The sequence below is a fragment of the Oceanobacter kriegii DSM 6294 genome (assembly GCF_000422845.1).
GTDB classification, from domain to species: domain Bacteria; phylum Pseudomonadota; class Gammaproteobacteria; order Pseudomonadales; family Oceanobacteraceae; genus Oceanobacter; species Oceanobacter kriegii.
In genome coordinates, this window is the sequence record NZ_AUGV01000004.1 from 275555 (window position 1) to 299876 (window position 24322).

Annotated in this window: 26 protein-coding genes and 1 tRNA gene; 16 read left to right on the plus strand and 11 right to left on the minus strand. The window is 51.9% G+C overall.

Features of this window, described 5'->3' with window-relative positions; all coding sequences use genetic code 11:
* Nucleotides 1-2 precede the first annotated feature (2 nt).
* The 3 genes from G516_RS20975 to G516_RS20980 form a co-directional block, all read right to left on the minus strand.
* Nucleotides 3-1001: a TAXI family TRAP transporter solute-binding subunit gene (locus G516_RS20975; RefSeq protein ID WP_051218918.1), complete on the minus strand. Its 999-nt coding sequence runs from the start codon at nucleotides 999-1001 to the stop codon at nucleotides 3-5.
* 526 nt (nucleotides 1002-1527) lie between these two features.
* A complete protein-coding gene (locus G516_RS0104125; RefSeq protein WP_211225055.1) occupies nucleotides 1528-6438 on the minus strand; it encodes a DUF5017 domain-containing protein in 4911 nt (1636 codons plus the stop codon).
* 63 nt (nucleotides 6439-6501) lie between these two features.
* Nucleotides 6502-8250: a hypothetical protein gene (locus G516_RS20980; RefSeq protein WP_211225056.1), complete on the minus strand. Its 1749-nt coding sequence runs from the start codon at nucleotides 8248-8250 to the stop codon at nucleotides 6502-6504.
* Nucleotides 8251-8588: 338 nt separating this feature from the next.
* Here G516_RS20980 and G516_RS0104135 point away from each other — a divergent pair, with 338 nt between their 5' ends.
* The 5 genes from G516_RS0104135 (at nucleotide 8589) to G516_RS25140 (ending at nucleotide 10598) form a co-directional block, all read left to right on the plus strand.
* Entirely contained in the window at nucleotides 8589-8993 is a 405-nt protein-coding gene (locus G516_RS0104135) for a hypothetical protein (RefSeq protein ID WP_028292593.1), read from the plus strand.
* A gap of 175 nt (nucleotides 8994-9168) precedes the next feature.
* Entirely contained in the window at nucleotides 9169-9318 is a 150-nt protein-coding gene (locus tag G516_RS24585) for a hypothetical protein (RefSeq protein ID WP_156878942.1), read from the plus strand.
* Between the two features lie 656 nt (nucleotides 9319-9974).
* On the plus strand, nucleotides 9975-10283 hold the full coding sequence (locus G516_RS0104140) for a BrnT family toxin (RefSeq protein ID WP_028292594.1): 309 nt from the start codon (nucleotides 9975-9977) through the stop codon (nucleotides 10281-10283).
* A complete protein-coding gene (locus tag G516_RS20985; protein ID WP_036534354.1) occupies nucleotides 10280-10474 on the plus strand; it encodes a hypothetical protein in 195 nt (64 codons plus the stop codon). The genes G516_RS0104140 and G516_RS20985 overlap by 4 nt, the downstream gene beginning before the upstream one ends.
* Nucleotides 10467-10598 carry a hypothetical protein gene (locus tag G516_RS25140; protein WP_281168005.1) on the plus strand — a complete coding sequence of 44 codons (132 nt, stop codon included), beginning with the start codon at nucleotides 10467-10469 and terminating at the stop codon, nucleotides 10596-10598. Before G516_RS20985 ends, G516_RS25140 begins: the two co-directional genes overlap by 8 nt.
* Nucleotides 10599-11056: 458 nt before the next feature.
* Here G516_RS25140 and G516_RS0104150 read toward each other — a convergent pair whose 3' ends face one another.
* Entirely contained in the window at nucleotides 11057-11596 is a 540-nt protein-coding gene (locus G516_RS0104150; RefSeq protein WP_028292595.1) for a hypothetical protein, read from the minus strand.
* A gap of 504 nt (nucleotides 11597-12100) precedes the next feature.
* Between G516_RS0104150 and G516_RS0104160 the strand changes: the two genes are divergently transcribed.
* The 11 genes from G516_RS0104160 to G516_RS0104215 all read left to right on the plus strand — a co-directional run bounded on the left by G516_RS0104160 (nucleotide 12101) and on the right by G516_RS0104215 (nucleotide 19173).
* Nucleotides 12101-12352, plus strand: coding sequence for a hypothetical protein (locus G516_RS0104160; protein WP_028292597.1), 252 nt, complete (start codon nucleotides 12101-12103; stop codon nucleotides 12350-12352).
* Nucleotides 12349-12858: a hypothetical protein gene (locus tag G516_RS20990; protein WP_036534366.1), complete on the plus strand. Its 510-nt coding sequence runs from the start codon at nucleotides 12349-12351 to the stop codon at nucleotides 12856-12858. The genes G516_RS0104160 and G516_RS20990 overlap by 4 nt, the downstream gene beginning before the upstream one ends.
* Before the next feature lie 72 nt (nucleotides 12859-12930).
* On the plus strand, nucleotides 12931-13230 hold the full coding sequence (locus tag G516_RS0104170; RefSeq protein WP_028292598.1) for a hypothetical protein: 300 nt from the start codon (nucleotides 12931-12933) through the stop codon (nucleotides 13228-13230).
* Entirely contained in the window at nucleotides 13230-13448 is a 219-nt protein-coding gene (locus tag G516_RS0104175; RefSeq protein ID WP_028292599.1) for a hypothetical protein, read from the plus strand. The genes G516_RS0104170 and G516_RS0104175 overlap by 1 nt, the downstream gene beginning before the upstream one ends.
* Before the next feature lie 12 nt (nucleotides 13449-13460).
* Nucleotides 13461-13697 (plus strand): major capsid protein, encoded by a 237-nt coding sequence (locus G516_RS20995; protein WP_036534370.1) that lies wholly within the window; start codon nucleotides 13461-13463, stop codon nucleotides 13695-13697.
* Between the two features lie 85 nt (nucleotides 13698-13782).
* Nucleotides 13783-14946: a hypothetical protein gene (locus G516_RS24590; RefSeq protein WP_156878943.1), complete on the plus strand. Its 1164-nt coding sequence runs from the start codon at nucleotides 13783-13785 to the stop codon at nucleotides 14944-14946.
* A complete protein-coding gene (locus tag G516_RS0104195; protein ID WP_028292601.1) occupies nucleotides 14943-15347 on the plus strand; it encodes a DUF2523 family protein in 405 nt (134 codons plus the stop codon). Before G516_RS24590 ends, G516_RS0104195 begins: the two co-directional genes overlap by 4 nt.
* Nucleotides 15347-16564 (plus strand): zonular occludens toxin family protein, encoded by a 1218-nt coding sequence (locus G516_RS0104200; RefSeq protein WP_028292602.1) that lies wholly within the window; start codon nucleotides 15347-15349, stop codon nucleotides 16562-16564. Before G516_RS0104195 ends, G516_RS0104200 begins: the two co-directional genes overlap by 1 nt.
* 10 nt (nucleotides 16565-16574) lie before the next feature.
* Entirely contained in the window at nucleotides 16575-17894 is a 1320-nt protein-coding gene (locus G516_RS0104205) for a hypothetical protein (RefSeq protein WP_028292603.1), read from the plus strand.
* Nucleotides 17891-18115 (plus strand): DUF4224 domain-containing protein, encoded by a 225-nt coding sequence (locus G516_RS0104210; RefSeq protein ID WP_028292604.1) that lies wholly within the window; start codon nucleotides 17891-17893, stop codon nucleotides 18113-18115. The genes G516_RS0104205 and G516_RS0104210 overlap by 4 nt, the downstream gene beginning before the upstream one ends.
* Nucleotides 18116-18285: 170 nt before the next feature.
* Nucleotides 18286-19173, plus strand: a complete 888-nt coding sequence (locus tag G516_RS0104215) for a site-specific integrase (RefSeq protein WP_028292605.1) — start codon at nucleotides 18286-18288, stop codon at nucleotides 19171-19173.
* A gap of 85 nt (nucleotides 19174-19258) precedes the next feature.
* Here G516_RS0104215 and G516_RS0104220 read toward each other — a convergent pair.
* From G516_RS0104220 to rpmI, 7 genes are all read right to left on the minus strand, one after another.
* Nucleotides 19259-19335, minus strand: a tRNA-Pro gene (locus G516_RS0104220).
* A 69-nt stretch (nucleotides 19336-19404) separates the two neighbouring features.
* Nucleotides 19405-19764, minus strand: a complete 360-nt coding sequence (locus G516_RS0104225; protein WP_028292606.1) for a MerR family transcriptional regulator — start codon at nucleotides 19762-19764, stop codon at nucleotides 19405-19407.
* Complete coding sequence (gene ihfA, locus G516_RS0104230) at nucleotides 19745-20047, minus strand: integration host factor subunit alpha (protein ID WP_028292607.1); 303 nt, start codon at nucleotides 20045-20047, stop codon at nucleotides 19745-19747. Before ihfA ends, G516_RS0104225 begins: the two co-directional genes overlap by 20 nt.
* 1 nt (nucleotide 20048) lies before the next feature.
* Nucleotides 20049-22436: a phenylalanine--tRNA ligase subunit beta gene (pheT, locus tag G516_RS0104235; protein ID WP_028292608.1), complete on the minus strand. Its 2388-nt coding sequence runs from the start codon at nucleotides 22434-22436 to the stop codon at nucleotides 20049-20051.
* Nucleotides 22437-22463: 27 nt separating this feature from the next.
* Nucleotides 22464-23468 carry a phenylalanine--tRNA ligase subunit alpha gene (gene pheS, locus G516_RS0104240; RefSeq protein WP_028292609.1) on the minus strand — a complete coding sequence of 335 codons (1005 nt, stop codon included), beginning with the start codon at nucleotides 23466-23468 and terminating at the stop codon, nucleotides 22464-22466.
* A 182-nt stretch (nucleotides 23469-23650) separates the two neighbouring features.
* Nucleotides 23651-24004, minus strand: a complete 354-nt coding sequence (gene rplT / locus G516_RS0104245) for a 50S ribosomal protein L20 (RefSeq protein WP_028292610.1) — start codon at nucleotides 24002-24004, stop codon at nucleotides 23651-23653.
* A 16-nt stretch (nucleotides 24005-24020) separates the two neighbouring features.
* Complete coding sequence (gene rpmI, locus G516_RS0104250; protein ID WP_028292611.1) at nucleotides 24021-24215, minus strand: 50S ribosomal protein L35; 195 nt, start codon at nucleotides 24213-24215, stop codon at nucleotides 24021-24023.
* Nucleotides 24216-24322: the final 107 nt, after the last annotated feature.

Below are 24322 nucleotides of genomic sequence, written 5' to 3' on the forward strand. Positions count from 1 at the left end.
AATTATTCGGCGGCTACCAGCAGGTCATGCTTTTTATAGGCCAACACCGCACCCGGCAGATACGCCAGTTTGTTCTGGGAATTGAGAATTTGCGGAGTCAGTTTGCCCATCGCCGAATGCACGCCCTGAATCAGGTCGATGTGCTCGATCATGGCATTGGTCAGCTGCTCTACCACCTTCGGATCCATCTTGCTGGAAGCCACGACCATGGCGGTCGCGGCGTTACTGGTGATGTCCTTGCTCAACCATGGGTAGGCACCTGAAGGAATAGTGAATGGCGTATCGCCGTATTTGGCAGCCATTGCAGCAACCACAGCTGGCGGTACTTCCAGCAGCTGCATGTCCATGTTTTCAGACATCGAACGAATAGCAGAACTGCCAACAAAGGTCTGGTTCACCCACATATCCGCCCGACGGTTCTGAATCAGCTCGGACGCGACAGAAGAACCCTGGTTCACCACACTGCCACCCCAGTCTTCGATATCATCAACGCTGACACCCAATGACTTCAGTTCATCCTCAGCCACGATCGACGGCAGGATGCCCTTGCGGTTCATAACGATGCGCACCGGTGGCTTTTTACTGGCCAGGTCTTCCAGCGAGCTGATGCCATATTTGTCGGCAAAGTCCCTGGTCATAACCCATTGGGTTGGCGCCCAGTTGTACAACACGCCCACCACACCGAACTCCTGCTCGGCACTGCGGAACGGCGGTTTGCCATCCCACGCCAGACTGGCTTCACCGAGATGCACAATGCCAAGGTCACAGGCGCCTTTCTTGATCTGCATGATGTTGGCAAAGCCGCCGGAAGAAGTTTGATAGGTCACACTGGATTCCGGGTTATCCGCCTTCACGGCACGATCCAGTCCAACACCCAGCAGGCTCCAGAGGCCATTAGGGCTACCGCCACACAGGTTAAGATTCATGGCTTCACCGGCATTGGCCGCAGCGGTTTGCATTCCCAGAAAAGCGATCGTGGTCCACAAGACTTTCTTCAGCATCTGATCTTCCTCGGCATTTATCTATGATTTAAAGCCTCACCGGGAAAAGACGTACACACCTTATTTTGCTTGCCTTACGTGTGCTATCTGTCGGTTTGGCTTCGATTCAATGAATTCAACAAGGGTCGGTCGAATCGGGCCATGCATTCGTTCAAACGCTTGTTGAGAAAACATGTAATCGGTAGTTGCAGAGCTGGTGCCAAGCGGGCCAATGGCGGATTTTTTCGATTAAATACGGCAACAGAAATAAAATTAGTCATTTAAATTCAACAACTTAAAATCATCTCCGGAAAATTTCTGCTTGAAAGCAAAAAAACGTGAAAAAAATAAGTTCTGTTCGGATATTGATCTGATGATGCTGACAGGCAGCTTTTTGATGCTCAATGAAGAAGCACACAAAATGGTAAGGTGCACTGTAAAAGATCATAAAAAGGAGAGATTTTTTCAGTGTACTCATGACAAAAACAGCAGGTTCAAGAAAAACCGCAGCACATAACTGCGGTTTTCAGGCTGACATCGGTGGTTGTCAGTCAGCTGTCAGAGGAATCGGGCCAAAGTACCCCAGTTCCGCCTCGTTACCAGCCGAAGGATCAACCGATTCACCGGCCGGGTGCTGCACTACGTTGGTGATGTAAGCAAAACCGTTGATCTGGTTGAACATGTACGGACCGGTGTTTTCTGCGCCGCTCGGCGCGGACAGAATACGGGTCAGCGCTTTGCTTTGCAGGTTATAGGCCCAGACAAAGTTGTTGTCGTGGTAACCGGTATCTTCGGTGATGATCAGGGTGTCATAGCCAACGTAGGCAACGTTGTCAGGACCCGCCAGGCCGTCAACAGAACAGCTGGAGCCTTCTACAATACCAGCGACTTCGCCACGAGCAGCACCGATCACATACTCGGAACCCATTTCCTCGTTGCTGCCCAGCGACATTTCATAAATGCCGCCACACATGTTGGACTGCAGCTGCATGTGGTTTGGACCACCGGTTTCGTTCGAGCCATTCAGCATGCCGCGAACCACGTTGGTGGTTGCCAGGTAGATCTTGTGGTTATGCGGGTTGTAGGTGAAACCTTCTTCCTTGGCCATTTCCACTGTCGCGCCCATGTAAGCGGCATAGCGACGGGTTTCCAGACGGGAAGCCGCCTGTTCCATGCCACTGTTCAGCTTCAGGCACTCCTGCTCGCCGAGGAAGTTGATGCTGGTGTAGCCCAGCGCACACTGCCCGTCGGCTGGATCAATGGCATCAAACATATCGGCGAAGGCCAGTGGCGCATCACCGTTCACATAGGCTGAGATTTCTTCGTTGGTGGCGTGACCCAGATTGATCCACTCGATATCCGCAGCGCCCATACCGGCATTGTCGTCAGAACCGGCATCGGTCTGATTCCATTTCATGGCATAGAGAGTACCGGCAGACATGTCTTCCGCTTCATCGGCAACAAACATGTACAGACCACCGCCGGTGGATTGGTCGTCGGTCAGGTACATGGTCTTGCGGTCTGGCATTACGTAAGGCACTTCGATGGATACACGGGCCACCGCATAGTGCTTGGTGATCTCAGTCGTCACATCGGTACCGTCAACGTTGACCGCGACTTCAACCGGGTAGCCGTACCAGTACGGGTTTACCTGTACCAGGCTCAGGTCGGCATGGTAATCGGCAATGGGATCGTAGTAGCTGTCGATGGAACCGGTCGCGGCGTTACGGGCACGGGCGTTTGGCTCATACTCTTCTGCGGCCATGTGCGTGTTCCATGGAGTCACCATGGCGGCACAGTGGTTGTAGCCACCGTGAACATGGGAGAAGTCCAGCGCCTCGGTAGAAATTGGCGTCAGTACACCGGTGGTGGTGTCCTGAGTCAGTTCCATCAGGTGCATACCACCCGGGATGTTCTCGAACTGGCTGACCGCAAAGATACGATCGTCGATTGGCAGAATGGAGCTGAACTCGTTGTAGTTGGACACAAACAGGTCTGAACCGGCGCTGTCTTTCACCTGGGCGTAGACATTACCGTCGATCAGGTCACCGGACTTCACCAGCGTTTTATAGCCGGAATCGGCCAGTGCAATACCGTCCACCGTCAGGCCAGAAGAACCAACCACCTGAAAGCTTTCCGCGGAATCTGCCGCTGGCACTGCCACTTCTTCAAACGCAAGTGCGCCTTCGGTACGCAGGTTCACGTTGTTCAGGGTTGCGGCTGGCGCACTGTCGGCCAACACGGTTCCACCTGTGGTGTCTTCAACAACCGGCACACCGTTACCCAGCCTGGTAATGGTCAGGTTGGTGATTTCCCAGGTCGCGGCATCGCCGCCTGCGGCACTGGTGTACTGGAAAGCAATGTGAATAGCCTGGCCCGCGTAAGCAGACAGACTGATATCGCCGGATTCCACAAATGCCCAGCTACCAGTAGACCAGGTCACCTGATCGGAAAGATCAGTCCAGTTAGCGGTAGCAACATCACCCGCGTAATCGGTAGAGATCAGCAGCTTGATCTGACTCAGCGGGTCGTTGCCGTAGTTGTAGGCTGACTCAAAGTTCAGAACATAGTCGGCACCCGCATCCAGTGATTCGGTCACAATCAGCCAGTCATCACAGGCCGCCGTGCCATGAAAACAGCTTACCTTGGCACCGTAACCAGCGTCGGACGTCCAGTCCTGACCATCATCGTTTAGGCTCACGACATCGTGGCTATCCAGACCGGACTTGAAGTCGTCAGAGAAAACCACTTCGTCCGCGGTAGCTACCACCTGCTTCACCAGTTCAAAATTGGTGATTTCCCAGGTCGCCGCGTCAGAACCAGAAGCGCTGCTGTACTGGAAAGCGATATGAACCGATTCGCCCGCATAGGCTGACAGATCAATGTCGCCGGAATCGACAAACGCCCAGCTGCCGGAAGACCAGGTCACCTGATCGGACAGGTCAGCCCAGCTTGCTGCAGCAACGTCACCGGTGAAGTTGGTAGAGATCAGCAGCTTGATCTGGCCCAGCGGGTCAGAACCGTAGTTGTAGGCGGACTCAAAGCTCAGTGCATATTCAGCGTCGGCATCGAGAGTAGCTGGCACGATCAGCCAGTCGTCGCAGTTTTCCGTGCCGTTAAAGCAGCTCACAACCGCGCCGTAGCTGGAAGACGATTCCCACCCCTCGGCAGCGTCGCCGTTGTCCACCAAAGTGACGTTATCGAAGCCGGACTTGAAGTCATCGCTGAACACGATTTCTTCAGCCGCTGGCTGTTCAGTACTTTCATCCACCACGGTGCCGTCTGTGATGGTCAGGTCCATCCACACCATGCGGTGGTCAGAGCTTTCCATGTCATCGGCATTGGCTGCGGTAATCAGGTAGCTGAGGTCGTCCGATTCCCGTGGCCAGAATACGCCGCCCTGAGAAATTTCCAGACCAAATGCAGATGGCAGTACGTAGTCAGCACGCATCGCCCAACCGGCAGTGTGAGTAGAGGCGTAAATGCTGTCAGAAGCATTTTCGAAGCCAGCCGCAGACGTTGGTACCTGGAAGGTATTGCTGTCTTCGTGCAGGTTCGGATTCACCAGCTCGCTCAGTGTCAGCTGTTCAATCGCGCGTACGCCATCCAGCGTGTAGGCATCCCCTTCTTTGGCTGACGCATTAAGGTCACCCACAATCACGAAACGACTATCGGCCGTCAGGCTGACGCCCGTGTTGCCCTGATCGTCGTACAGGTAAGTGCTTTCCGGGTTGATGTAATCCGCAAACAGACGAATTTCATCGTGGTTACGCATGCCGTTACGGTCTTCGTCGCCATCGAAGCTTGGCGGTGTTGGGTGGGTCGCCAGTACGTGAACCACCGTGCCATCAACGTTGACTGGAACGTCCATATGGGTTTTCGAAGACAGGCGGAATACCGACATTTCGTCATCGCTGTACCAGTTACCATCGCTGGTGGTCGGCACCAGGTAATCCGGCATATCGGCCCATTTGAATTCCTGGAAGGTACGAATATTGGCTTCGTCGATCGGGTACTTCGAGAAGATCGCCATGCAGTACTGACCGTTGTAGTTACCAAACCCATAGCGGTCTTCCGGGTCATCGGAATCGCCGTCCTTGTTGTAATCAACATCAACGGATTCTTCGATTGGCGCGCCCGTATTGCAGTAATTGGTGTTGCCATTATCGCCGTAGTAAACGTATGGATAGCTGATGGCAGCAATGTCATCGGCTTGGGCAACTTGCAGGTAAGCACTGTTGAAGGTGTTTACCGTGGCACCGTCGTCGTTGCCGTCAATTTCGTTCAACAGCAGGATATCCGGGTTAGCACGCTGAATAATTTCAGCCACTTTCCGGGCCTGAACGTATTCGCCATCGGCAAAGGTTGCTTCCTGCTCACCCACAGCACTCTGCTTGTCGAAGCCAGCATTGAAGGTTGCAACACGCAGATCGCCCGAGGCTTTTTCAGCAACGGTGAACGTGGTTTGTGGAATCACATCCAGATAGCTAGAAACAGACTCTGCATTACCTGCGGAATCGGTTACGGTCAGAACCACTTCATAGCTGCCAGATGCGCTGAATGTGTGGTCTGGTGTCTCTTCTGACGAGGTTTCACCATCGCCAAAATTCCAGCTGAAGGTATAAGGTTCACCAGCGCCGTTGGATGCAGCACCGTTAAAGGTAATTGCCCGATCCACATAGAAAGGACCGTCACCCAGGTTAACTTCCGCAGACAGCGGGAAGTCGCCGGTGCCGTAACCGTCAATCACGACATCATCAATTTCCCATTTGGTCGCATCTGCCACCGGGTAAGCATAGTGAAACGCAAGAACGATTGGCTGACCAACCATGTCGGTAAGGTCGACATCGCCAGAATCCACAAAGTTGAATGCGCCGTCAGACCAGGTCGCACGATCAGAAACATCGGTCCAGGTAGCCGCAGCAACATCACCGGCATAATCGCTGGAAACCTTCAGCGCAATCTGGTCGGTGCCTGTGCCGTAGTTCCAGGCTGAGTTGAAGCTAACCAACAGGCTTTCGAAGTTGGTAACGTCCAGCGCTGGTGAAATCATCCAGGTATCACAAGCGTCCGAGCTGCCATAACAGTTGGCAACGGCAAACTGGTCACCGGCGTAGGATTCCACATGCCACTCGTTGCTGCCGTCGTTTACATTAACGACGGCCCACTTGCTCATGGAGCCAGATTCAAAGTCATCCTCGAACAGCTTGATGTAACGCGCCGCTTCAGGGCTGTTGTCTGTGTCTGAGCCTGTATCTGAGCCGTTGTCAGTATTTGAGTCGGTGTTGCCATTGTTATTGCTATTGTTATCCGCACTACCAGAGCTGCTTTCTTTATCGTCATCAAAGACACCACAGCCTGCCATCGTCAAGGATGCAACGACCATCACAGCAGACAACAGCTGCTTGGTCATTGGCACCAGAGACTCCGGCAACCCATGTACGGTTGCTTTGGACATGTGAACTCCCTCTTTCCTTTTGGTTTTTTGGAATCGTTGCTCAAGGTGCACAGCCAGCGGCATTCACCGCCGCCGCAGCACCATCACACAAAACATCATCAGTACGGCCATCCATGGGGACAGGGCACCACCAGAGCGGCCGGAGTCGTCATCCAGAGTGGCGACAACCAGATTGGTCACTGACGCTTTGTTCGATTCCTGCTTGCTGGCCGTCAACGTGCTCGACACAGATGACTTCGCCGTCCAATCGAGGCGAAGGTCATAGTGGAACTGACGACTGGCTGGCAAAACCGGGACGTTATCCTGATCAACTTCGCTATAAACGTTGACCGGATTACCGAGCACGGCATCTCGTCCAAGGAAAAAGGATTGTTCGGCAACGATGCGCTGATACGCCTTGTTCAGCTGCAAAGCCCGTTGCGTGGAGGGAGTAATAAGAGTGTGTACATCAGCGGCTTGCACCGCTTCACGTTTAACCTGACCGTCAGCATGGAACCAACGACCGATCATTTCCTGATTCTGGCGGAATTCATCACCACCGCCGACCCGTTCAAGGTAGGTAAGGTACTCGCCGAGGGTTTCACCCTGACTCGGCGCATCCTGCATCCCCTTGAGGTTGATATAGCCCCAACCAGCAGCCCCGGTGACTTTACGAGGAAATGCAAAACTGCTGTCGATGGTGGTGCCAATGGTGGTATGGCACCCCATGCAAAAGAAATTCTCTTCACGATTCTGCAATCGCAAAGCACCGTGTTCATCCTCAATCCAGCCTTGTACAACCCAGCCTTGCTTGTTGTTCATTCCGGCTTGGGTGGCAGGCTGATTCCAGGAGTAGGCAGGCAACTTGCCCTCGGCCTTTTCCCGATGCTCCATGTTAAACGCGTAGCGTGTCGCCACCTCCGAGAGCATCTTGTACTTACGGCTGTAACGTACCTCTTTCATCCGACGGGACGGCTGAATAGAACCATCGGCAGCAAGGTCGAGATATCGAACCGTATGCAAGAATTCCGTTCCCAACGGGTACTGCTGGCGCTTTAACTCAACGTCGGAAGCAGCTCCCAGATAATTCGACTGACGCAACAGGCTGAACACCCGCGTCAGCTCGCCATCACCATTCAGGTCCAATGCCAGCTGTCGCTCATCAACCGCAGGAATCGATATTTGATCAAGGTCCTTGATCGCCATCTCAACCAACGACAGGTTGAGGAAATAAATCGCCTCGCTGTGATCCCCGTTCGCACCAGTGCGGAACGCTTCCGGCAAGCGGATAATCACATCATCAAAATTACCGTTGGTTGGCCAGAACGTGCTCGGAACCGGCTTGTAATTGAAGGCAACCCACCCCGAACCGTCGCGGGCCAGACCACGCTCATCAAAGGCATCGGCCGGGTTCTGTAAATTCTTCAAATCAGGCAGGTACGCGCCACTGCCCTGCTGCGCCAACAAGTCGCTATAATTATCCTGACGAACATACTCCAGAATCTCATCGTCAGTGATGGCAGCAATTTCAACGGCACGCGGCTTGAACAGGTTGCTCCACTGATTCGTTACTCCGATATCAGAAAAGCTGTAGTCCCCCTGAATATCGCCATCCGCCATGGCATTCACCCGAGTGCCTTTGGGGTGGGTCTGGTGGCACACATAACAGGGGTTAAACTTCCCTTCGGTCTTGGTGTAGCACTGCGGAGGAATCACCGCTTCCACGTTATGAATTTCAGAGGCGACCGCCTGTACCGGCCCAACAATGGCCATACCGGTCATGATCTGTTTGATCAAAAAACGCTGTCGATCCTTACGCGTGAATATTGCCATAACATCAAAAAACCGTTCGATCCGTAGGGAATAAGCTCAAAAAAACGCTTTCCTGCGGATGACGGATTGTTGGCGCTGAAATAAAAGCGACATGCACACAGCAAGAAAGGCCCGTTACCTTGACGCTCGGATGTGAAAAGCCCGTGTTATTTACATTTCTGTAAAGTTACGAATAGATGAATGGGGAAACAGTAAGGAATCCAAGGTAGAGATTGATGCCCCAGAGGAATAATTCGATTGGCGTAAAATTCAATTAATCTCTTTGAAGCGGATCAACAAGCGTCCAAGGTCATCGCCACGTGGTATGTTTGAGGCTACTCAAACAAAGGATGTATTGAATGGAACGGACGCTGACCCCCTTCAAACTTTTTCTGGCCTTATTTTTTGCTTTGGTACTGTCTTCAATCGTTGTGACTGGGATCTATATGGCCATCGGCATTTACACCGCCAATGTTGCGGCTGAAGCGATTCAAAAAGAGCGAACTGAGGCCAAGAAGAAAGCAGAACTGAAAGCGCGCCAGGCTGCCTGGCTGGCAAACATTCAGAACCAGCAACGTCAGCAAGAACTGAGCAAGCAAAGAGCGATTCAACAAAAGCAGGCCGAAGCCGCCCGCGCCAAGCAACAACGCGAGCAGAGTGCCAGACAACAAATTGCCGAGACCTGCAAGTTTTGGCGTTCAACCTATTTTGAAAAGCAGAGCGAATACAACCGTCTGATGATGAATCAGGCGTGCTCCCGCTGACAGTGACGCTGGCCTTTCTGCGTTCGGGTGCGCAAGGCGCACCTACCAGCCATCGGGAATAAATTCCCTCCTACAACGGCATTAAGATGTCTGTTACCGCAGAATATGGCGATGAGAGACCGGATCTAATCAAGTCCACACGGTAGTACTGTATATTAGGCGGGAATATTAGGAAGTGGCTGTTCTGGAAGATCAGCAAAAAGTTAAGCTGCTGATTTTAAAAGGAAAATTTGGTCGGGACGGCGGGATTCGAACTCGCGACCCCCTGCACCCCATGCAGCAAGGCTTTTCTATAAAAATCAACAACTTATACCGCATTGCCTAATATAGAGCCGACAACAAGCCTATATAAATCAACAACTTAACTAGCGTTCAACCACTGTATATTAGGCTTCGCTTCCTGCTCGGTGTTGCTGGTTACTCCCTCCCCTATGCGGTGTCTACCGCCTATGATGCGCTGGGCATGATTACCCCTAGCTGACGGTCTAAAAGCTGTCAGGGGCGCGAAGCGGCGCGCGCAGCGCGCGAACCCTTGACAGGTTTGTGACCGTAGCTTTGGTGCTGTTGCCTAGCTCATCTGGATCTTGCTCGGTGTCACCGGCGTAGCCGCTGCCGGTTGCGTCAGGGATGCGAAGGATTCAAAACCCGGAAACAGGGAAAGATCAGGTACAGAGTCAAGGGCGCATAGCGCGTAACGAAGTAAGGTACCCTTTACGCTGTACCCTTTGCCTGTTGAGGATTTCGAGCGTAGCGAGTCCGGGAGCAAGCCCGACGACAGGCAAGGCCCGCCCTGGTGATGCCAAGCGAACAGCGAGAAAGAACCAGGGCGGGCCGCAGACTGGCGGGACGCCCCAAGAGATACGTCCCTGTAACACGTATTTTAAAAGGGGATTTTTTGTTCTGAGCTGAGACTTTACTCTCAAAAAAAGCCTATGTTTTCTGAGATTCTTTGCTGAACGTTTTTTGGACAAGGAGTCAAAGGTGGAATTTGAATGGGATGAAAACAAAAGAATAAAAACCCTCAACGAAAGACAAATCGACTTTATTGACATGATTGACCTATGGGATGATCCAAGGCGGCAAGAAGTAAAAGACTTGAGAAATGATTACGGTGAAACTCGTTATCAAACTATTGGCAAAATCAAGTTCAACATATACTTCGTCATTTATACTGAGCGATTTTATGAAGATGGAATGGAAGTTATTCGCATAATCTCTGCTCGTCGAGCCAATAAAAAAGAGCGAGAGCTATATGATAAAGGTTTGTTTTCTCAACGAGGTATAGCATGAAAGAAAAAATAGTTCGTTATTCCAAAGAAGATCTTAAAAAGCTCAAAGGAAAAACTGATCACGACCGGGTTTCCAGGACCACGGATGAGGAAATAGAAGAGCAAGTAAAGAATGATCCAGATAGTTATCTGCCTACAGACGAAGAGCTTAAACTATTTAAAAAAGTGAATAAGGATGGAAGTCATGAATAAGAACCCTAATAAAGAGGCAAAGAAAATCACAAGGATTTCAAAAGACTCTGATAAGCGGAAAAAGGGAAATACCAACTGGGCAGCCTTAATTTCAGAAGAAAATAAAGAATCAAAACGAGGTTGATTCTCTTCTTGAACGTCAACACATGCTGATATTTTCCTGACAATCGTGTAACTTGGCTCTTATTAAAACTTCACGGATGGAGCGAACATGGTCAAGTTACTGAAAGCTTCCTTTCACCACCTTCTCTTCACGCTCTTGCTATGCAGTTTTTCGCTGTCAGCATCGGCTTACAGTACCCCATTTACAGATAAGCTTTGCCCCCGGGCGAACGTAGAATGTCCCTCTGTTGGTAGGGATTGTCCCCCTGTCCATTGGCGGTATAGCAAGAAAACAGCGTCAATCCACTTAAACACCGTCTGCTACAAGTACAAACGTGGATCGCTGAAGTATCGGGATTGCAGAGCTCATGCTCAGAGGGTTTTTAAAGCAAGCTGTCGCATGTATGAAGATAAGTCCAGGTATTCTGTCGTGGCAGAGCAATGTGCGGATTACTTCTGTCCAGCTACAAGAATGCGTCCCTAGTTGCACACCTGATCTCTGTAATTTGCAGTTTTTGTGCTTGGGTTCATGAAAGCATCCAGCTTTGCCTGTCTGCACTCGTCAGTAATCTGCCTGCCGCTTATCTGCCCTGCCGATCCGGAGGGCTTAACTGTTGTCTGAACAGGCTGGTAGGTTTCTGCGGTGTTGCAAAACATCCTTGATCTGCTCTTCTCTATTGAAGCTCGTTTGTATTGCGGTGTATTGCACAGACTAACGAACAGCTGCTTGGCAGCTATCGTGCATTTCGCATACTGCTTCTGGTTATTCCATACATCACGGCAGACGCTTTCGTGTGGAATTTTCCAATGCTGGTGCCGAAAGGTGACGGGCATTCCCTGGAAAGGAATGGTCTCTGTGACTTCATCCAGGTCTTTGGATCGCTTGAATGCGTTAACAAACCAATCGGCTTTCGCTTGGTTGAGTTCCTGCAATGCCTCTACAAAGTCTTCAGCTGCTACAGGCTGACCCATCATTACAATGAACAAGCCCAGTAATGAGCTTTTATTCAGTATCTTCATCACAACTTCCCTGTCGTGTTGTCGCCGCTGTCCATCGTTCGGCAACACGTTTAGCTACTAGCCAGCCCCGGGGGCTGTCTTTGAGAGTTCATGAGCCTTTTTGGTCATTGGACTTACCTGCCCAGCTTCAGGTAACTCAAGGCCTGTCGCTATCCAGTATGCGTAATCCGGCCATATTGCCCCTAAAGCTTGGATTTCGGACGCAAGCATTTTTGCATTGCCATCTCTTACGTTTGCCCATCGCTTTCTATCGATCCCTGTGGCTTGTTCGAGCCATGGCATCTTAACGTCTTCCATCCGTATCAATAGCTTAAATCTATCTAATGGATTTTCCATATACAAAAATTCAACCGACTAAATACTAGGCATTTATTGCTTAGAAGTTAGTTTTTAGACTAGTATTTAGGTAATGGCGTTGCAGCGCCGTTATTACCAAACCCAACTTGAAAGCCTACCACGAACTGTTACTAAACCGGCAGCGTGGCAAGGCAAGGGGCTACCCAAATGCCATACGCGACTGTTCACCCACCGATTCCGGTTCAAACCGAACTGGTACCGCCTTGCGCTGAAGACGTGCTCTCAGAGTACCGCGCAGCCTTCCACGACCAATCTGTTCTGTTGCCAGAATTGGCCGTTCGCTACCTCCTTTGGCAGATCGTCTCTGACGTTGAAGCCGAAGAGCTCAAGTCCTTCGCCTTCATGATCCGCAACGAACTGAACGAACAACGCGCCTTGCGATTTGGATTCGCCTCATGACTATTACCCTTTCCCAGCAAATCGAACTGGCGGCTGAATACCGCACGACCAACGCCCATGACGCCAGTATCGACTACACCCAAGGCTACATCGTCATTACCGGTGACGAAGTCCAAGGCTGGAGCCGCGCCCCCCGCCCTGAAAGCTGGGTGCCTGGAACAGTCGCCATTGATCCAGACGGTAAAGCCATGGTCGCCACTGGCGGCAACGCATACGACGGCGCGGACAACTGGGAATCTGTTGCCCAAGCCAGTCGGGAACAAGCGGAAGACCCAGCAACCACGCTGATTTATTTGCCCGAAATCTGGAAAGACAGCGCCAATCGCCAAGCCGAGAAAATTGGCGGCGACATCGTGCTGATCGGCTATCACGAACTTGCCAACCTGCTCCGCCTGGTCAAAAGCGAGGCAACCAGTAATCAACTGAAAGACTACAGTTCTCTGCTGTTTCGGACCCTGCAGCATCAGGTAGACCGCGAAATATCAGAGCTAATGAATATCAGTTAACCCAAACCGGCTGGGCCTTAAACCCCATGCCCAGCCTGAAACATTCTCAGGGGTCACAAAGGAAGAACCACTATGCAATTCACAATGCCTGCCCTGGTACTCGGTGCCAACCACTACAACATCGACGGTGTTGACCACGTTTCCCTTTCCGTTATGGAAGCCGATCCCAGCGACAAGAGCCTGAAGGGCTACCGTCCTGCGAAGCTGAAAGCGAACGTTACCGTATTTGAAGAACTCACCGGTGACGTTAGTGACTTCCCCAAACAAGTGAATCTGGTTGTTCAAAACCGCGTAAGCAAGAACACCATTCAACAAACCTGCATTGCCATTGCGAAAGACGCAAACGGCAAACCAGCAGCGAAAGCCATGTAATGGCCAGTCTTCTGATTTGTGATTCACCAGTGATCAATGATGCAGGCTTCGTCAGCTGCTCCGCCTGGTCAATGGTGGATTACGAATTCGTAGAAGCAGCGCTGAACCTGACAACATTCGACGCTGAAATCTTCGGGACCGTACTCGGCTCCCTGCTGTTGTCATTCATCACCGGCCACGTTGCGGGCTTGGTGATCCGACTCTTAAACCGAACGTAAAAGGAAAGACCCATGAAAAAACTGATTCGTAACGGCCAAGCAATGGCCAAAAGCACTGCTCTGAAAGCCTCCGGTATTGCTGCGGGTGCCCTCGCTACTTCGTCAGCATTTGCGATTGATAGTACTGCTGTCAGTACCGCGCTGTCTGACGGTAATAGCACGGTTACTACCGTTGTTACCGGTCTGGTTGGCATCGTCGCCATTATGGTTGGCTTCGGCTATATCGTTTCCCTGCTGCGTAAATCGTAAGGGCTGCCGATATGTTGCTCGGTGTGATTCTCGCGTGCGCTTTTTGCGGCTCGTTTATTCTCGGGTTTTACACCGGGCGCATATCATGAGTGCCAACGTATTTAAATTTATTTTCCTCGCTTTCATCCTGCTCCCATCGTTTTCTTATTCAGAGGAAACCGGCGCGTGTCCATATGGCTATCAAAATGAATATACGCTTTTTTCTTCAAGCGGATATATGGACGAATTTAAATGTAATAGTAAGGTCACTAGCAACGGTGGCGTTGTTATCGATACATGTTCTACTGGTACTTGGACTGGTTATAAAGCGGTATTGGTAGCTGAGGCGGATTGCTTTGATATTTCTCAGGATTCGAGCGGCGAAACTGGTTGCAGTTCTTTAGATGCTGCTAGTAGTGGGTTCTGTACCGATGATTTAAAAGAATGTGAAACTTACAATGGTTTGCACTTTTATTTAGAGACTTCTAAGAATTGTGGTGATTATTGTGCAGATAGTGCTGGATCTATCGGTTATGCGTCTGGATCATCAGTACATGTTTGTACTGAAGAGGATAGTGATTACGACCGCGGTCAAAGCACTGGTGACGAAAGTGAAGGCCCTTGTGCTGCATGTCCAGACAGCACCGACGAATTGGAATATGTCGGTCGTGATGACGGTGGTAATAGCTGCTACACCCAATACTTAACTTCTGAAGACGGCACCGGCTATAGCATCAGTTATATGTGCTATGACGAAAACGGTGACCAAGTCACTCAAGATGGTGACATATCCTTCGACTGCGAAACCTCTCCTCAATACTGCGACACAGACAGTGGCAGCGGCTCTGGCACCAATAACGAAACCAGTGATCCATCTGACGATTCAGATGATGCCGATAGTAACTCTGGTGATCCCGATCCTGACCCTGAAGAAGATTCCGGCACCGGCGGCGGTGATGATGACTCTGGCACCGACGTAGAGGTTTCAGACGAACAACCCGAATACGAATCCAACACCGAAAAAGTTGAAGCGGTACAGGCTGAATACCTTGAAGCCCTGGAAAACCTGACGAACCAATTTGACGACTACTTCGATTTTGGCAACAGCTCCGGCAGTCCGTTTGGAACGGACAAGCACACCATCAAAGGCGCAGTCGTAGATTTTGGTCTTGGCCGCTTCTCTGGCCTCTTCGGTCTCCTTCCCTCAATCATCATGCTGTTTGCTTCGGCTCAATCGGCTTACATCATCTTAGGTGGGTCTAAGTCATGAATCGTACTCTCTATTCCCTGTTACTGGTCGCTCTCGTCTGCCTCCCTGTCCTTGCCTTTGCAGAAGAAGATACAGATTCCACAGTCAGTACCATCGACTTCTTCCAGTACGTTGCTGACTGGATTGCTGAGGGCTCCTATCAGCAAGCTGACAGCATCCTTGAGCGTGTCAGCGTTTGGGTCATTGTCTGGTATCTCGAAGCCAAAATTTCCGCCATATCCATGGCGTCATCCATTGCCGATGTCGTTGTTGGTTCATTCGGTTTCAGTGAGTTGATCCGAAGCTCCCTGAATACCCTCGACAGTCAAACGTCAGCCCTAGTCTTTTATCTCAAAATTCCCGATGCCATGGCCATGATCCTATCGGCGTACCTCACCCGCTTTATTCTGGAGCTGTTCTGATGACTGCGGTTATCCATCATGGGCCACCTGGCTCCTACAAAACCTTTGCCCTGGTTCAACGAGTGATCGTCCCTGCTCTCCAGAGCGGCCGCACCGTATGCCATAACATTCGTGGGCTCGACAACATCGACCGAATCGCCAAAGCCATGGGGGTTCAATTCCCTGAAGGCGCACAGCTGATGGCCGTTGCTCATGATAGTCAAGAAGGGTTTGACTACATGGGTCGGTTCTTTCACTGGGCACCACCAGGTGCATTGATCGTCATGGATGAAGGCCAGCGAGTCTATCCGACGCGCCTGCGTTCCCTGGGCGAGTTCGACCGTGATACTTCGGCCGATGATGAAAACGCCAAGCCCAAACGTCCGACTTCTGTTGAAAACGCCTTCGATCAACACCGGCATATGAACTGGGATATCTATATCTCGACGACCAACGTTTCGAAGATTCACAAAGAAGTCCGAAGCGTTGTTGAGTACGCCTTCCGCCATCGTGACCTGTCCGGCGTTTTACCCTGGTATAAAAACAAATGGATTGAGTTCAAACATGACGCAGAATCAAGCGGCAAAGCCACCAGTCACTATATCGGCAAGCCAGTCCAATACAGCGCCGATCCCAACGTATTCAACTGCTACCAGTCCACTGCAACGGGTAAAGCAAAAGCTTCAAGCGAGAATAAATCCATCTTCTCTGATAATCGCGTTAGATTTCTGCTTGCAGCTGCTTTCCTCGCTGTCGTCTATTTTCTCTCCCTTGTTGGAGACACTCTCGCTCGGTTTAAAGCGCCTGCTGATGTACAGCTTGCGCCTCCTGGGACGTCTCTTGATGTTTCTGATCACCATGATCCTGTTGGGACTCGTGGCCCGATTGCTACTGCGAACCTTCCTGATCTGAGCGTCGGGCAACTACGCGCCACCTTCCGGAAAAAGAATCCGTACTTCAGCGACCCTGACGTTTATGACCTGCCACCAAGCAAAGAGTATTGGCTGGCTGGCGTCATCGAAGGCCCCCAGGACATCGCCTTGATTGCGGATGTCTGGCGAACCTATCGGGTACCGCTTAGACGCGCCTGTTTTCTTGATCGACCTACCAAAGACTGGGTCTGTTTCTTTCGTGGGGACGTTGTAGCCAGCTACACGGGGCCAATTGAAAAGCGCCTTGAAAGCGACGAACAAGAACAGCCAATCGCCAATCTGGAATCCGACACAGTCAATTTCTGAGGGAATAGAAATGCCACGTTATCAGAATAAAACCATGCTCCGCCTGGTCGACAACGCCAAAGGCACCGACGTATTCAAAACTGATCAGCTGCAATACGACTTGTCGGCTTTACGGTTTTTGTGGTCTGGCGTGGACAGTATTCGTCAGCTGTACATCTGCAACCTGAAAGAAGACCTTCTCACCAGAATTGAACATCACTACCAGATATCCAGCTCTGACATCATCGAAATGGGTGGCCATGAATGGAAGCTCTCAAGCTCTGGTAAGAAATCTGGTTACAAGTACATTTTTAAAAATCTGGAGCTTGGATTCGTGGTCTTGGTCAAGTCGTTCTATGTCGAAGCCGACAAGCGCGGATCACACATCAAGATAGAAGCAACACCCCAAATCATCGACCAGCTTGGCCTTGCCAAGCTCACCAATAGGCTGCGGGAAATAGCCAATATCTTTGGCGATACCATCGAAGCCAATGGGCTTGCCGTCCACCTTGCCTGTGACATGAAAGGGCTGGAGCTGCCTGAAGACTTCGAACGCAAGTTAGTGACCCATTCAAAGCGCTCATACAAGGCCCATGGCATCGCTGACATTAGCAGCCACACTATCAGCGAAATGGCCGTTACCTACGGCCAGAACCAAACGTATATGTTTGGTACTCCAACCTCTATCCAAATGTGCCTGTATGACAAAACTCTTGAATCACTGAAGTCCGATAAGCTCGCGTTTTGCGAATCTCTCTGGCTCCGAACTCCATCCGTCGAAGACATCTTTTCTCCTGAGTACAACGACGGATCGGACGGCAATGAACCGGATAAAGTCAATCGTCTGGAATTTCGCATACACCACAGCATCATTCGGGAATTCGAAAACGGCAGCTTTAACGAACAGGGAAAGCAGCTCACCATTCGTGAACCGATTGACCTGGTCAAACATCTGCAACCGCTGTGGGAATACTGCCTGAACGCTTACCGGCTCCAGCATTCCAGCACCTATATTCATCCGATCTGGCAGAAGCTCTCTGAAGACGTGCGCTTTGCCTTTCTTGATGGCAATGAGGGGTATATGTATAAACGCGCCCCAAAGCGCAGCCTCGAAGGCCCCGGGCGCAGAAACGTCGCCATGTGGCTGGGAAACGTCCTCCGCCTGAGCGCTCGTAAAGGCCTGACGACGGACTACGTTACACGCAAGCTCTTAAGTAGCGGACTGGATGCTGATCTGGCTGACTATTTCGGATTGCTGCTGTACGGCAACAGTGACGAACTGACGATGATTCTGAGGGACTTTGTCGACAACAAGATGCGAAGCCTGAGGCTCGAAGGGGTCGCGGCATGAGTGAGTTTCTTTCCGATAACGACCTCATGCACCTAACCGGCTGCCAGCAACGCGCCAAGCAAATTGAGGTACTCAAAAACAACCGTATTCACTACTTTGAACGTTATGACGGCAAGCCCGTTGTAGCCAAAGAGGCCATAGCCTTTGCTGTGCGTGGTGATTCTCAGCCTTCGGACCACACTGACGACGGCTTTAACCTGTCTGCTTTATCTGCCCACTGATGCCTAGAAAAAGAAAGAACGAAGCCGATCTTTGGCTTCCTGCCCGCGTCTATCGGGGTCGCCAGTCCTACGAGTATCACCCATCAACAGGTGGCTCAGTCCGTCTTTATCCCATCCGCCGTGATTGCTCCGGCAATATCATCGAAACTAACGAGATAAAGCGAGCTGTGATGCAAGCCAGACTCGATGCCGATCAGAAGCTTGTGAAGCGGGAAGACATGAATTGGTTGTTCGATCAGTATCAGAACAGCCCCCAATGTGCCGCATTGGCCGTTAAAACTCGAACGAACGACGAAATCAGGCTGAAGCGCCTTCGGTTGGTGTTTGGCCAGATGATGCCAAGCCGCGTAACCAGCGGGCATATCAGGGCATATATGGATAAGGTCGGGGAAACAGCGCAAGCCAGTGCGAACCGTGACCATGGCTATCTTGGTCGCGTCTTCAGCTGGGCCAAAGAACGCAACATGGTCAGTCATCACCCTGTCAGGGACGTTAAGAAGTTCAGTGAACAGGCACGGGATCGGTATGTGGAAGATTGGGAATTTGACCTGGTCTATCAAGTAGCACTGAACAGCGCCTATCCGTGGATAGCTCCCATGATGGAATTTGCCTATCTCTGCAGAATGCGAGCGGGCGAAGTCAGAACGCTGGATCGGTGCCGGCATTTGCTCGCCGATGGTGTACTGGTGGAGCGCGGCAAAGGTTCAAAGAGTGAGATAACACTCTGGTCTGATCGCTTGAAGGCCGCTGTATCGCTCGCTGAGCAAGTCTGCGACTCTCCAAGGCTCACCGACTCAACTCCTCTGTTTGCTTCTCGCTCCGGCGGTTTTATCAGTGATACCGCGTACAAATCAGCTTGGCGAAGAGTCCGGCAAAAGGCCATAGAAGAAGGTGCCATGATAAACGGCGTTCTATCCAGGTTAACCGAACCTTTCAACTTTCATGACCTGAAAGCTAAAGGTGTGACCGATCACGAGACCAAAGCCAGCGGCCATAAGTCTAAGAAGATGCAAGCCATCTACGACCGCAAACCAGAGCTGATCAAGTCCACACGGTAGTACTGTATATTAGGCGAGAATATTAGGCGAAGTGTGGTTCAGGAAATCAGTGAAAAGATAAGCCACTGATTTTAAAAGGAAAAGTTGGTCGGGACGGCGGGATTCGAACTCGCGACCCCCTGCACCCCATGCAGGTGCGCTACCAGGCTGCGCTACGCCCCGACACAGCTTGTACCTTTGCGGTTCAAGCGTGGTGCATTATACCCAAGTGTTTGATAGATGGAAGGTTTTTCAATTTCCGTCGAGTATCCGGGCGATCTCGCGCAGTTCGGCCAGCATGCTTTTGATCAGGGCCTGGTCCATTGCTGCTGCGTTTGGGCCTTCGCCGTCTTCCAGGCGCTGTCGGGCACCTTGAATGGTGTAGCCTTCGCCATACAGGAGTTCGCGGATTTCTCGCACCAGGATGACATCCTGACGCTGGTAGTAGCGGCGGTTGCCGCGTCGTTTGACGGGACTGAGTTGGGGAAATTCCTGCTCCCAATATCGCAGGACATGGGGTTTGACGTCGCAGAGGTCGCTAACTTCACCAATGGTGAAGTAGCGCTTACCGGGTATGGGGGGAAGCTCGTGGTTATTGCTCGGTTCCAGCATAGGCTTCCACCCGAACCTTGAGCTTTTGGCCCGGTTTGAAAGTGACAACCCGGCGAGCAGAGATCGGTATCTCTTCGCCGGTTTTTGGATTACGTCCCGGGCGCTGACGTTTGTCTCGCAAGTCGAAGTTGCCAAAACCTGACAACTTCACTTGTTCATTACGGCGAAGGCTGTCGCGGATCTCATCAAAGAAGAGATCCACCATTTCCTTAGCTTCGCGCTTGTTAAGACCAAGTTCCTCGAACAGTTTTTCGGCCAGTTCGGCTTTGGTCAAGGCAGTCATGCTAACCCCTTAGCGTAGCTCCAAGTTGCTGTTCAAGCTGTGAAACGACTGCTTCTACAGAATCGTTCACTTCCTGATCAGTAAGAGTGCGCGAAGGATGCTGCCAGGTCAAGCCCAGGGCGAGACTTTTCTTATCAGAATCAATGCCTTTGCCGGTATAGACGTCAAACAGGTTCAGCTTTGTGAGGTATTCCCCAGCTTGTGAACGAATTTGCTCCAGCACCTGGTCAACCTGAATACCCAGGTCCACAACCAGCGCCAGGTCGCGGCGCATTTCCGGGAACTTGGACAGTTCGTTGAAGGCAGGTACGGCAGTTTGCAGCAGCAGTTCCTGATCCAGCTGAACAACATACAGGGTCTGTTTGATGCCAACGGCCTTTTGTGTCGCCGGGTGCAACGCACCAATCCAACCCAGCTCAACCCACTCTCCGGCAACCAGTTTGTCGATGCGAGCGGTTTGACCCGGGTGCAGCGCGGAGTGCTTGTCGGCGACAAAACGGAAGTTTGTCAGTGAACCGGTACGAGCCAGCAGGGCTTCTACGTCGCCTTTAACGTCGAAGAAATCCACCGGGGTATCGGTTTCTGTCCAACCTTGTGGCAAACGATTGCCGACCGCTAGCATGGCCAGGGTTGGCTTCTGTTGCAGACCTTCTTCGGTTGGCACAAAGCGCAGACCGGTTTCAAACAGACGTACACGAGGCTGCTGACGCTTGAGGTTGTAACCCGCCGCAGGTACCAGACCAGCCCACAGGTTTGTGCGCATGACCGACATTTCAGAGGAAATCGGGTTCAGCAGCTCCAGACCTGGCAGATCCGGGTCCATGGCTTTCTGCATGGCTGGATCAACAAAGCTGTAGGTGATGGCTTCGTGATAACCACGGGCAACCAGCGTGCGGCGCACATCGCCAACCGATACTTTGTCTTCCGGCGCTTTGGCCAGAGGAATCGCAGCAGTTGGAGTACGTACTGGCAGACGGTTGTAGCCGTAGATACGCGCCAGTTCTTCGATCAGATCGGATTCGATGGCCATGTCAAAACGGTACGTTGGCGCTACGGCTTTCCAGCCGCCCTCTACCGCTTCTACTTTCATGCCCAGACGAGTCAGGATGTCTTCTACTTCACTGTCTTCGAAGCTCAGACCCAGTACCAGTTCGATACGGGATTTGCGCAGGGTGATTTCAGCAGGCGTTGGCAGGTGCTCTTCAGACGCGACTTCTACCACAGGACCTGGTTGGCCACCGCAGATATCCAGAATCAGCTGTGTGGCACGTTCCATGGCGGTACGGGCCAGTTCGTAGTCCACACCACGCTCGAAGCGGTGGGAGGAATCGGTGTGCAGGCCGTGGGCACGGGCTTTACCAGCAATCACGATTGGATTGAAGAAGGCCGCTTCCAGCAACAGGTCGGTGGTCTCTTCAGACACGCCAGAACCTTCACCGCCCATAACACCGGCCAGTGCCAGCGGTTTGGCGTGGTCAGCGATAACCAGCGTATCGACGGATGGTTCGATTTCCTGACCGTCCAGCAAAGTCAGCTTCTCGCCCGCTTCGGCCATACGCACGCGAATGCCTGTGTCGATCTGATTCAGATCGAAAGCGTGCATTGGTTGACCCAATTCCAGCAGTACGAAGTTGGTGATGTCTACCACTGGGTCGATGGAACGAACGCCGCCACGACGCAGTTTTTCAACCATCCACAGTGGGGTTTCGGCTTTTACGTTGACGCCACGAACAATACGGCCGCAGTAGCGCGGACACGCGTCTGGTGCAGAAACGTCGATGCTTGGTACGTCGTCAATGACGGCTGCCACAGCTTCAATGGCAGGGCCTTGTACGTCGGCCTTGAACAACAGGCCGGTTTCACGAGCCAGACCGGCAACACTCAGACAGTCGGCACGGTTTGGCGTCAGGTCAACGTCGATGATGCTATCGTCCAGACCCATGTAGGAGCGGAAGTCTTCGCCCACTGGCGCAGATTCCGGCAGTTCCATCAGGCCGTCGTTGGCGTCAGAAATACCCAGCTCTTTCTCGGCACACAGCATACCGAAGGACTCGACACCACGCAGCTTGGCTTTCTTGATTTTGAAGTCGCCTGGCAGTACCGCGCCAATTTTGGCGAACGGGATTTTCAGACCTTCACGGACGTTAGGCGCGCCACAAACGATCTGGAAGGTTTCGGTACCGTCGGTCACCTGACACAGGCTCAGCTTGTCGGCATCCGGGTGTTGTTCACGGGTCACAACCTGACCCACGACCACGCCAGAGAATTCACCGGCAACGGCTTCTACGTCGTCTACTTCCAGACCCGCCAGAGTGATCTGATCGACCAGTTCCTGAGTACTTGCTTCGGGCTGCACCCATTCGCGCAACCACTGTTCACTGAATTTCATTGTCTTACCTTCTGATGGTTGCCTGAATTAACGGAATTGCTGCAAGAAGCGCAGATCGTTTTCAAAGAACAAGCGGAGGTCGTTTACGCCATAACGCAGCATGGCCAGACGCTCGACGCCCATTCCGAAGGCAAAGCCGGTGTATTCTTCAGGGTCGATGTTCACGTGTTTGAACACGTTCGGGTGCACCATGCCGCAGCCGCCCACTTCCAACCAACGACGCTTGGTACCTTCCGGTGTTTCGATAACCCATTCGATGTCGATCTCAGCACTTGGCTCAGTGAACGGGAAATAGGAAGGACGCAGGCGCAGAACCACATCGCGCTCGAAGAACACGCTCATCAGTTCCTGCAAGGTGCCTTTCAGGTCAGCAAAGCTGATGCCTTTATCAACCACCAGACCTTCTACCTGATGGAACATCGGAGAGTGGGTCTGATCGTAATCGCAGCGGTATACACGGCCCGGACAAATCAGACGGATCGGTGGCTGCTGGGCTTCCATGGTACGAACCTGCACAGGTGAGGTGTGGGTACGCAGCAAGGTGTTGGCATTGAAGTAGAAGGTGTCGTGCATGGCACGAGCCGGGTGATGCGATGGAATGTTCAACGCTTCGAAGTTGTGGAAGTCGTCTTCAATTTCCGGACCTTCAGCGACGTCGTAACCAGCGTTACGGAAGAAGGTTTCAATGCGCTCAAGAGTACGGGTTACCGGATGCAGACTGCCTTCCTGAACCGCACGGCCAGGCAGGGTTACATCAACGGTTTCCGCCGCCAGACGAGCTTCCAGGGCAGCGGCTTCCAACGCTTGCTTACGCTCGTTGATGGCATCCTGAACCTGATTTTTGGCTTCGTTGATCACCGCGCCCACTTTTGGACGATCTTCCGGTGCCACGTTACCGAGATTCTTCATCAGGGCAGAGATCTCGCCCTTCTTACCCAGAAACTGAACTCGAACCTGATCCAGTGCAGCCACATCTTGCGCTTCGGATACGGCGGCGAGGGCTTGCTGAGTCAGGGCCTCAAGGTTTTCCATCGCTGATTCCATCGTTTACTTGAATTTGGACAAAAAAATAGGGGAATCGCCGCAGCTCATCCCCTATTTCGTTTGCCTGTTACCACCGTTACAGCATGGTAGCTAACAGACTGAATTCGGCGTTGCTTCAATTGGCTACCGTTCTGCAAGAGAGCAGCAGCCAATATGGCAGGCCTGAGAAATTACAGGCTGGCTTTGGCTTTTTCAACCAAAGCGGTAAATGCCGCTTTCTCGTTTACTGCCAGGTCAGCAAGAACCTTACGGTCGATTTCAACAGCGGCTTTTTTCAGGCCGTTGATGAATTTGCTGTAGGACAGACCGTTCAGACGAGCACCGGCGTTGATACGCGCGATCCACAGTTGACGGAACTGACGCTTGCGCTGACGACGGTCACGGTAAGCGTACTGACCGGCTTTGATTACTGCCTGTTTGGCAACACGGAATACACGGGAACGTGCACCGTAGTAACCTTTAGCCTGCTTCAGAATTTTCTTGTGACGACGACGAGCGATTACACCACGTTTTACGCGAGCCATATTCTATCTCCTGGACTTAAAGGTTAGGCAACATGCGGATTACAAGCTTCTTGTCAGCGGCGTTCAACTGAGTCATGCCGCGCAAGTGACGCTTACGCTTGGTGCTTTTCTTGGTCAGGATGTGGCTGCGGAAAGCTTTACGGTGTTTGAAGCCGTTTGCAGTTTTTTTGAAGCGTTTTGCTGCACCGCTTTTGGTTTTGATCTTAGGCATTTTGATACTCCAAAGTAGTGACGCGCACAGAAACCAATACCTGTACTACGCCTTGCCGTTACACCCGCTCTGGCCCCAGGTCTTGCGATCCGGGGTTGGTCGGGATC

What these genes read in the sequence shown, in the direction of transcription:
- G516_RS20975 (WP_051218918.1), bottom strand. Translation starts at nt 1,001, where the DNA reads ATGCTGAAGAAAGTCTTGTGGACCACGATCGCTTTTCTGGGAATGCAA.
- ihfA (WP_028292607.1), bottom strand. Translation starts at nt 20,047, where the DNA reads ATGACTGCCTTGACCAAAGCCGAACTGGCCGAAAAACTGTTCGAGGAA.
- pheS (WP_028292609.1), bottom strand. Translation starts at nt 23,468, where the DNA reads ATGGAAAACCTTGAGGCCCTGACTCAGCAAGCCCTCGCCGCCGTATCC.
- G516_RS0104175 (WP_028292599.1), top strand. Translation starts at nt 13,230, where the DNA reads ATGGCCAGTCTTCTGATTTGTGATTCACCAGTGATCAATGATGCAGGC.
- pheT (WP_028292608.1), bottom strand. Translation starts at nt 22,436, where the DNA reads ATGAAATTCAGTGAACAGTGGTTGCGCGAATGGGTGCAGCCCGAAGCA.
- G516_RS20980 (WP_211225056.1), bottom strand. Translation starts at nt 8,250, where the DNA reads ATGGCAATATTCACGCGTAAGGATCGACAGCGTTTTTTGATCAAACAG.
- G516_RS24590 (WP_156878943.1), top strand. Translation starts at nt 13,783, where the DNA reads ATGAGTGCCAACGTATTTAAATTTATTTTCCTCGCTTTCATCCTGCTC.
- G516_RS25140 (WP_281168005.1), top strand. Translation starts at nt 10,467, where the DNA reads ATGAATAAGAACCCTAATAAAGAGGCAAAGAAAATCACAAGGATTTCA.
- G516_RS0104200 (WP_028292602.1), top strand. Translation starts at nt 15,347, where the DNA reads ATGACTGCGGTTATCCATCATGGGCCACCTGGCTCCTACAAAACCTTT.
- G516_RS0104135 (WP_028292593.1), top strand. Translation starts at nt 8,589, where the DNA reads ATGGAACGGACGCTGACCCCCTTCAAACTTTTTCTGGCCTTATTTTTT.
- G516_RS0104215 (WP_028292605.1), top strand. Translation starts at nt 18,286, where the DNA reads ATGCAAGCCAGACTCGATGCCGATCAGAAGCTTGTGAAGCGGGAAGAC.
- G516_RS20995 (WP_036534370.1), top strand. Translation starts at nt 13,461, where the DNA reads ATGAAAAAACTGATTCGTAACGGCCAAGCAATGGCCAAAAGCACTGCT.
- G516_RS0104170 (WP_028292598.1), top strand. Translation starts at nt 12,931, where the DNA reads ATGCAATTCACAATGCCTGCCCTGGTACTCGGTGCCAACCACTACAAC.
- rplT (WP_028292610.1), bottom strand. Translation starts at nt 24,004, where the DNA reads ATGGCTCGCGTAAAACGTGGTGTAATCGCTCGTCGTCGTCACAAGAAA.
- G516_RS0104150 (WP_028292595.1), bottom strand. Translation starts at nt 11,596, where the DNA reads ATGAAGATACTGAATAAAAGCTCATTACTGGGCTTGTTCATTGTAATG.
- G516_RS0104210 (WP_028292604.1), top strand. Translation starts at nt 17,891, where the DNA reads ATGAGTGAGTTTCTTTCCGATAACGACCTCATGCACCTAACCGGCTGC.
- G516_RS0104225 (WP_028292606.1), bottom strand. Translation starts at nt 19,764, where the DNA reads ATGCTGGAACCGAGCAATAACCACGAGCTTCCCCCCATACCCGGTAAG.
- G516_RS0104205 (WP_028292603.1), top strand. Translation starts at nt 16,575, where the DNA reads ATGCCACGTTATCAGAATAAAACCATGCTCCGCCTGGTCGACAACGCC.
- G516_RS20985 (WP_036534354.1), top strand. Translation starts at nt 10,280, where the DNA reads ATGAAAGAAAAAATAGTTCGTTATTCCAAAGAAGATCTTAAAAAGCTC.
- G516_RS0104160 (WP_028292597.1), top strand. Translation starts at nt 12,101, where the DNA reads ATGCCATACGCGACTGTTCACCCACCGATTCCGGTTCAAACCGAACTG.
- G516_RS0104195 (WP_028292601.1), top strand. Translation starts at nt 14,943, where the DNA reads ATGAATCGTACTCTCTATTCCCTGTTACTGGTCGCTCTCGTCTGCCTC.
- G516_RS20990 (WP_036534366.1), top strand. Translation starts at nt 12,349, where the DNA reads ATGACTATTACCCTTTCCCAGCAAATCGAACTGGCGGCTGAATACCGC.
- G516_RS0104125 (WP_211225055.1), bottom strand. Translation starts at nt 6,438, where the DNA reads ATGTCCAAAGCAACCGTACATGGGTTGCCGGAGTCTCTGGTGCCAATG.
- rpmI (WP_028292611.1), bottom strand. Translation starts at nt 24,215, where the DNA reads ATGCCTAAGATCAAAACCAAAAGCGGTGCAGCAAAACGCTTCAAAAAA.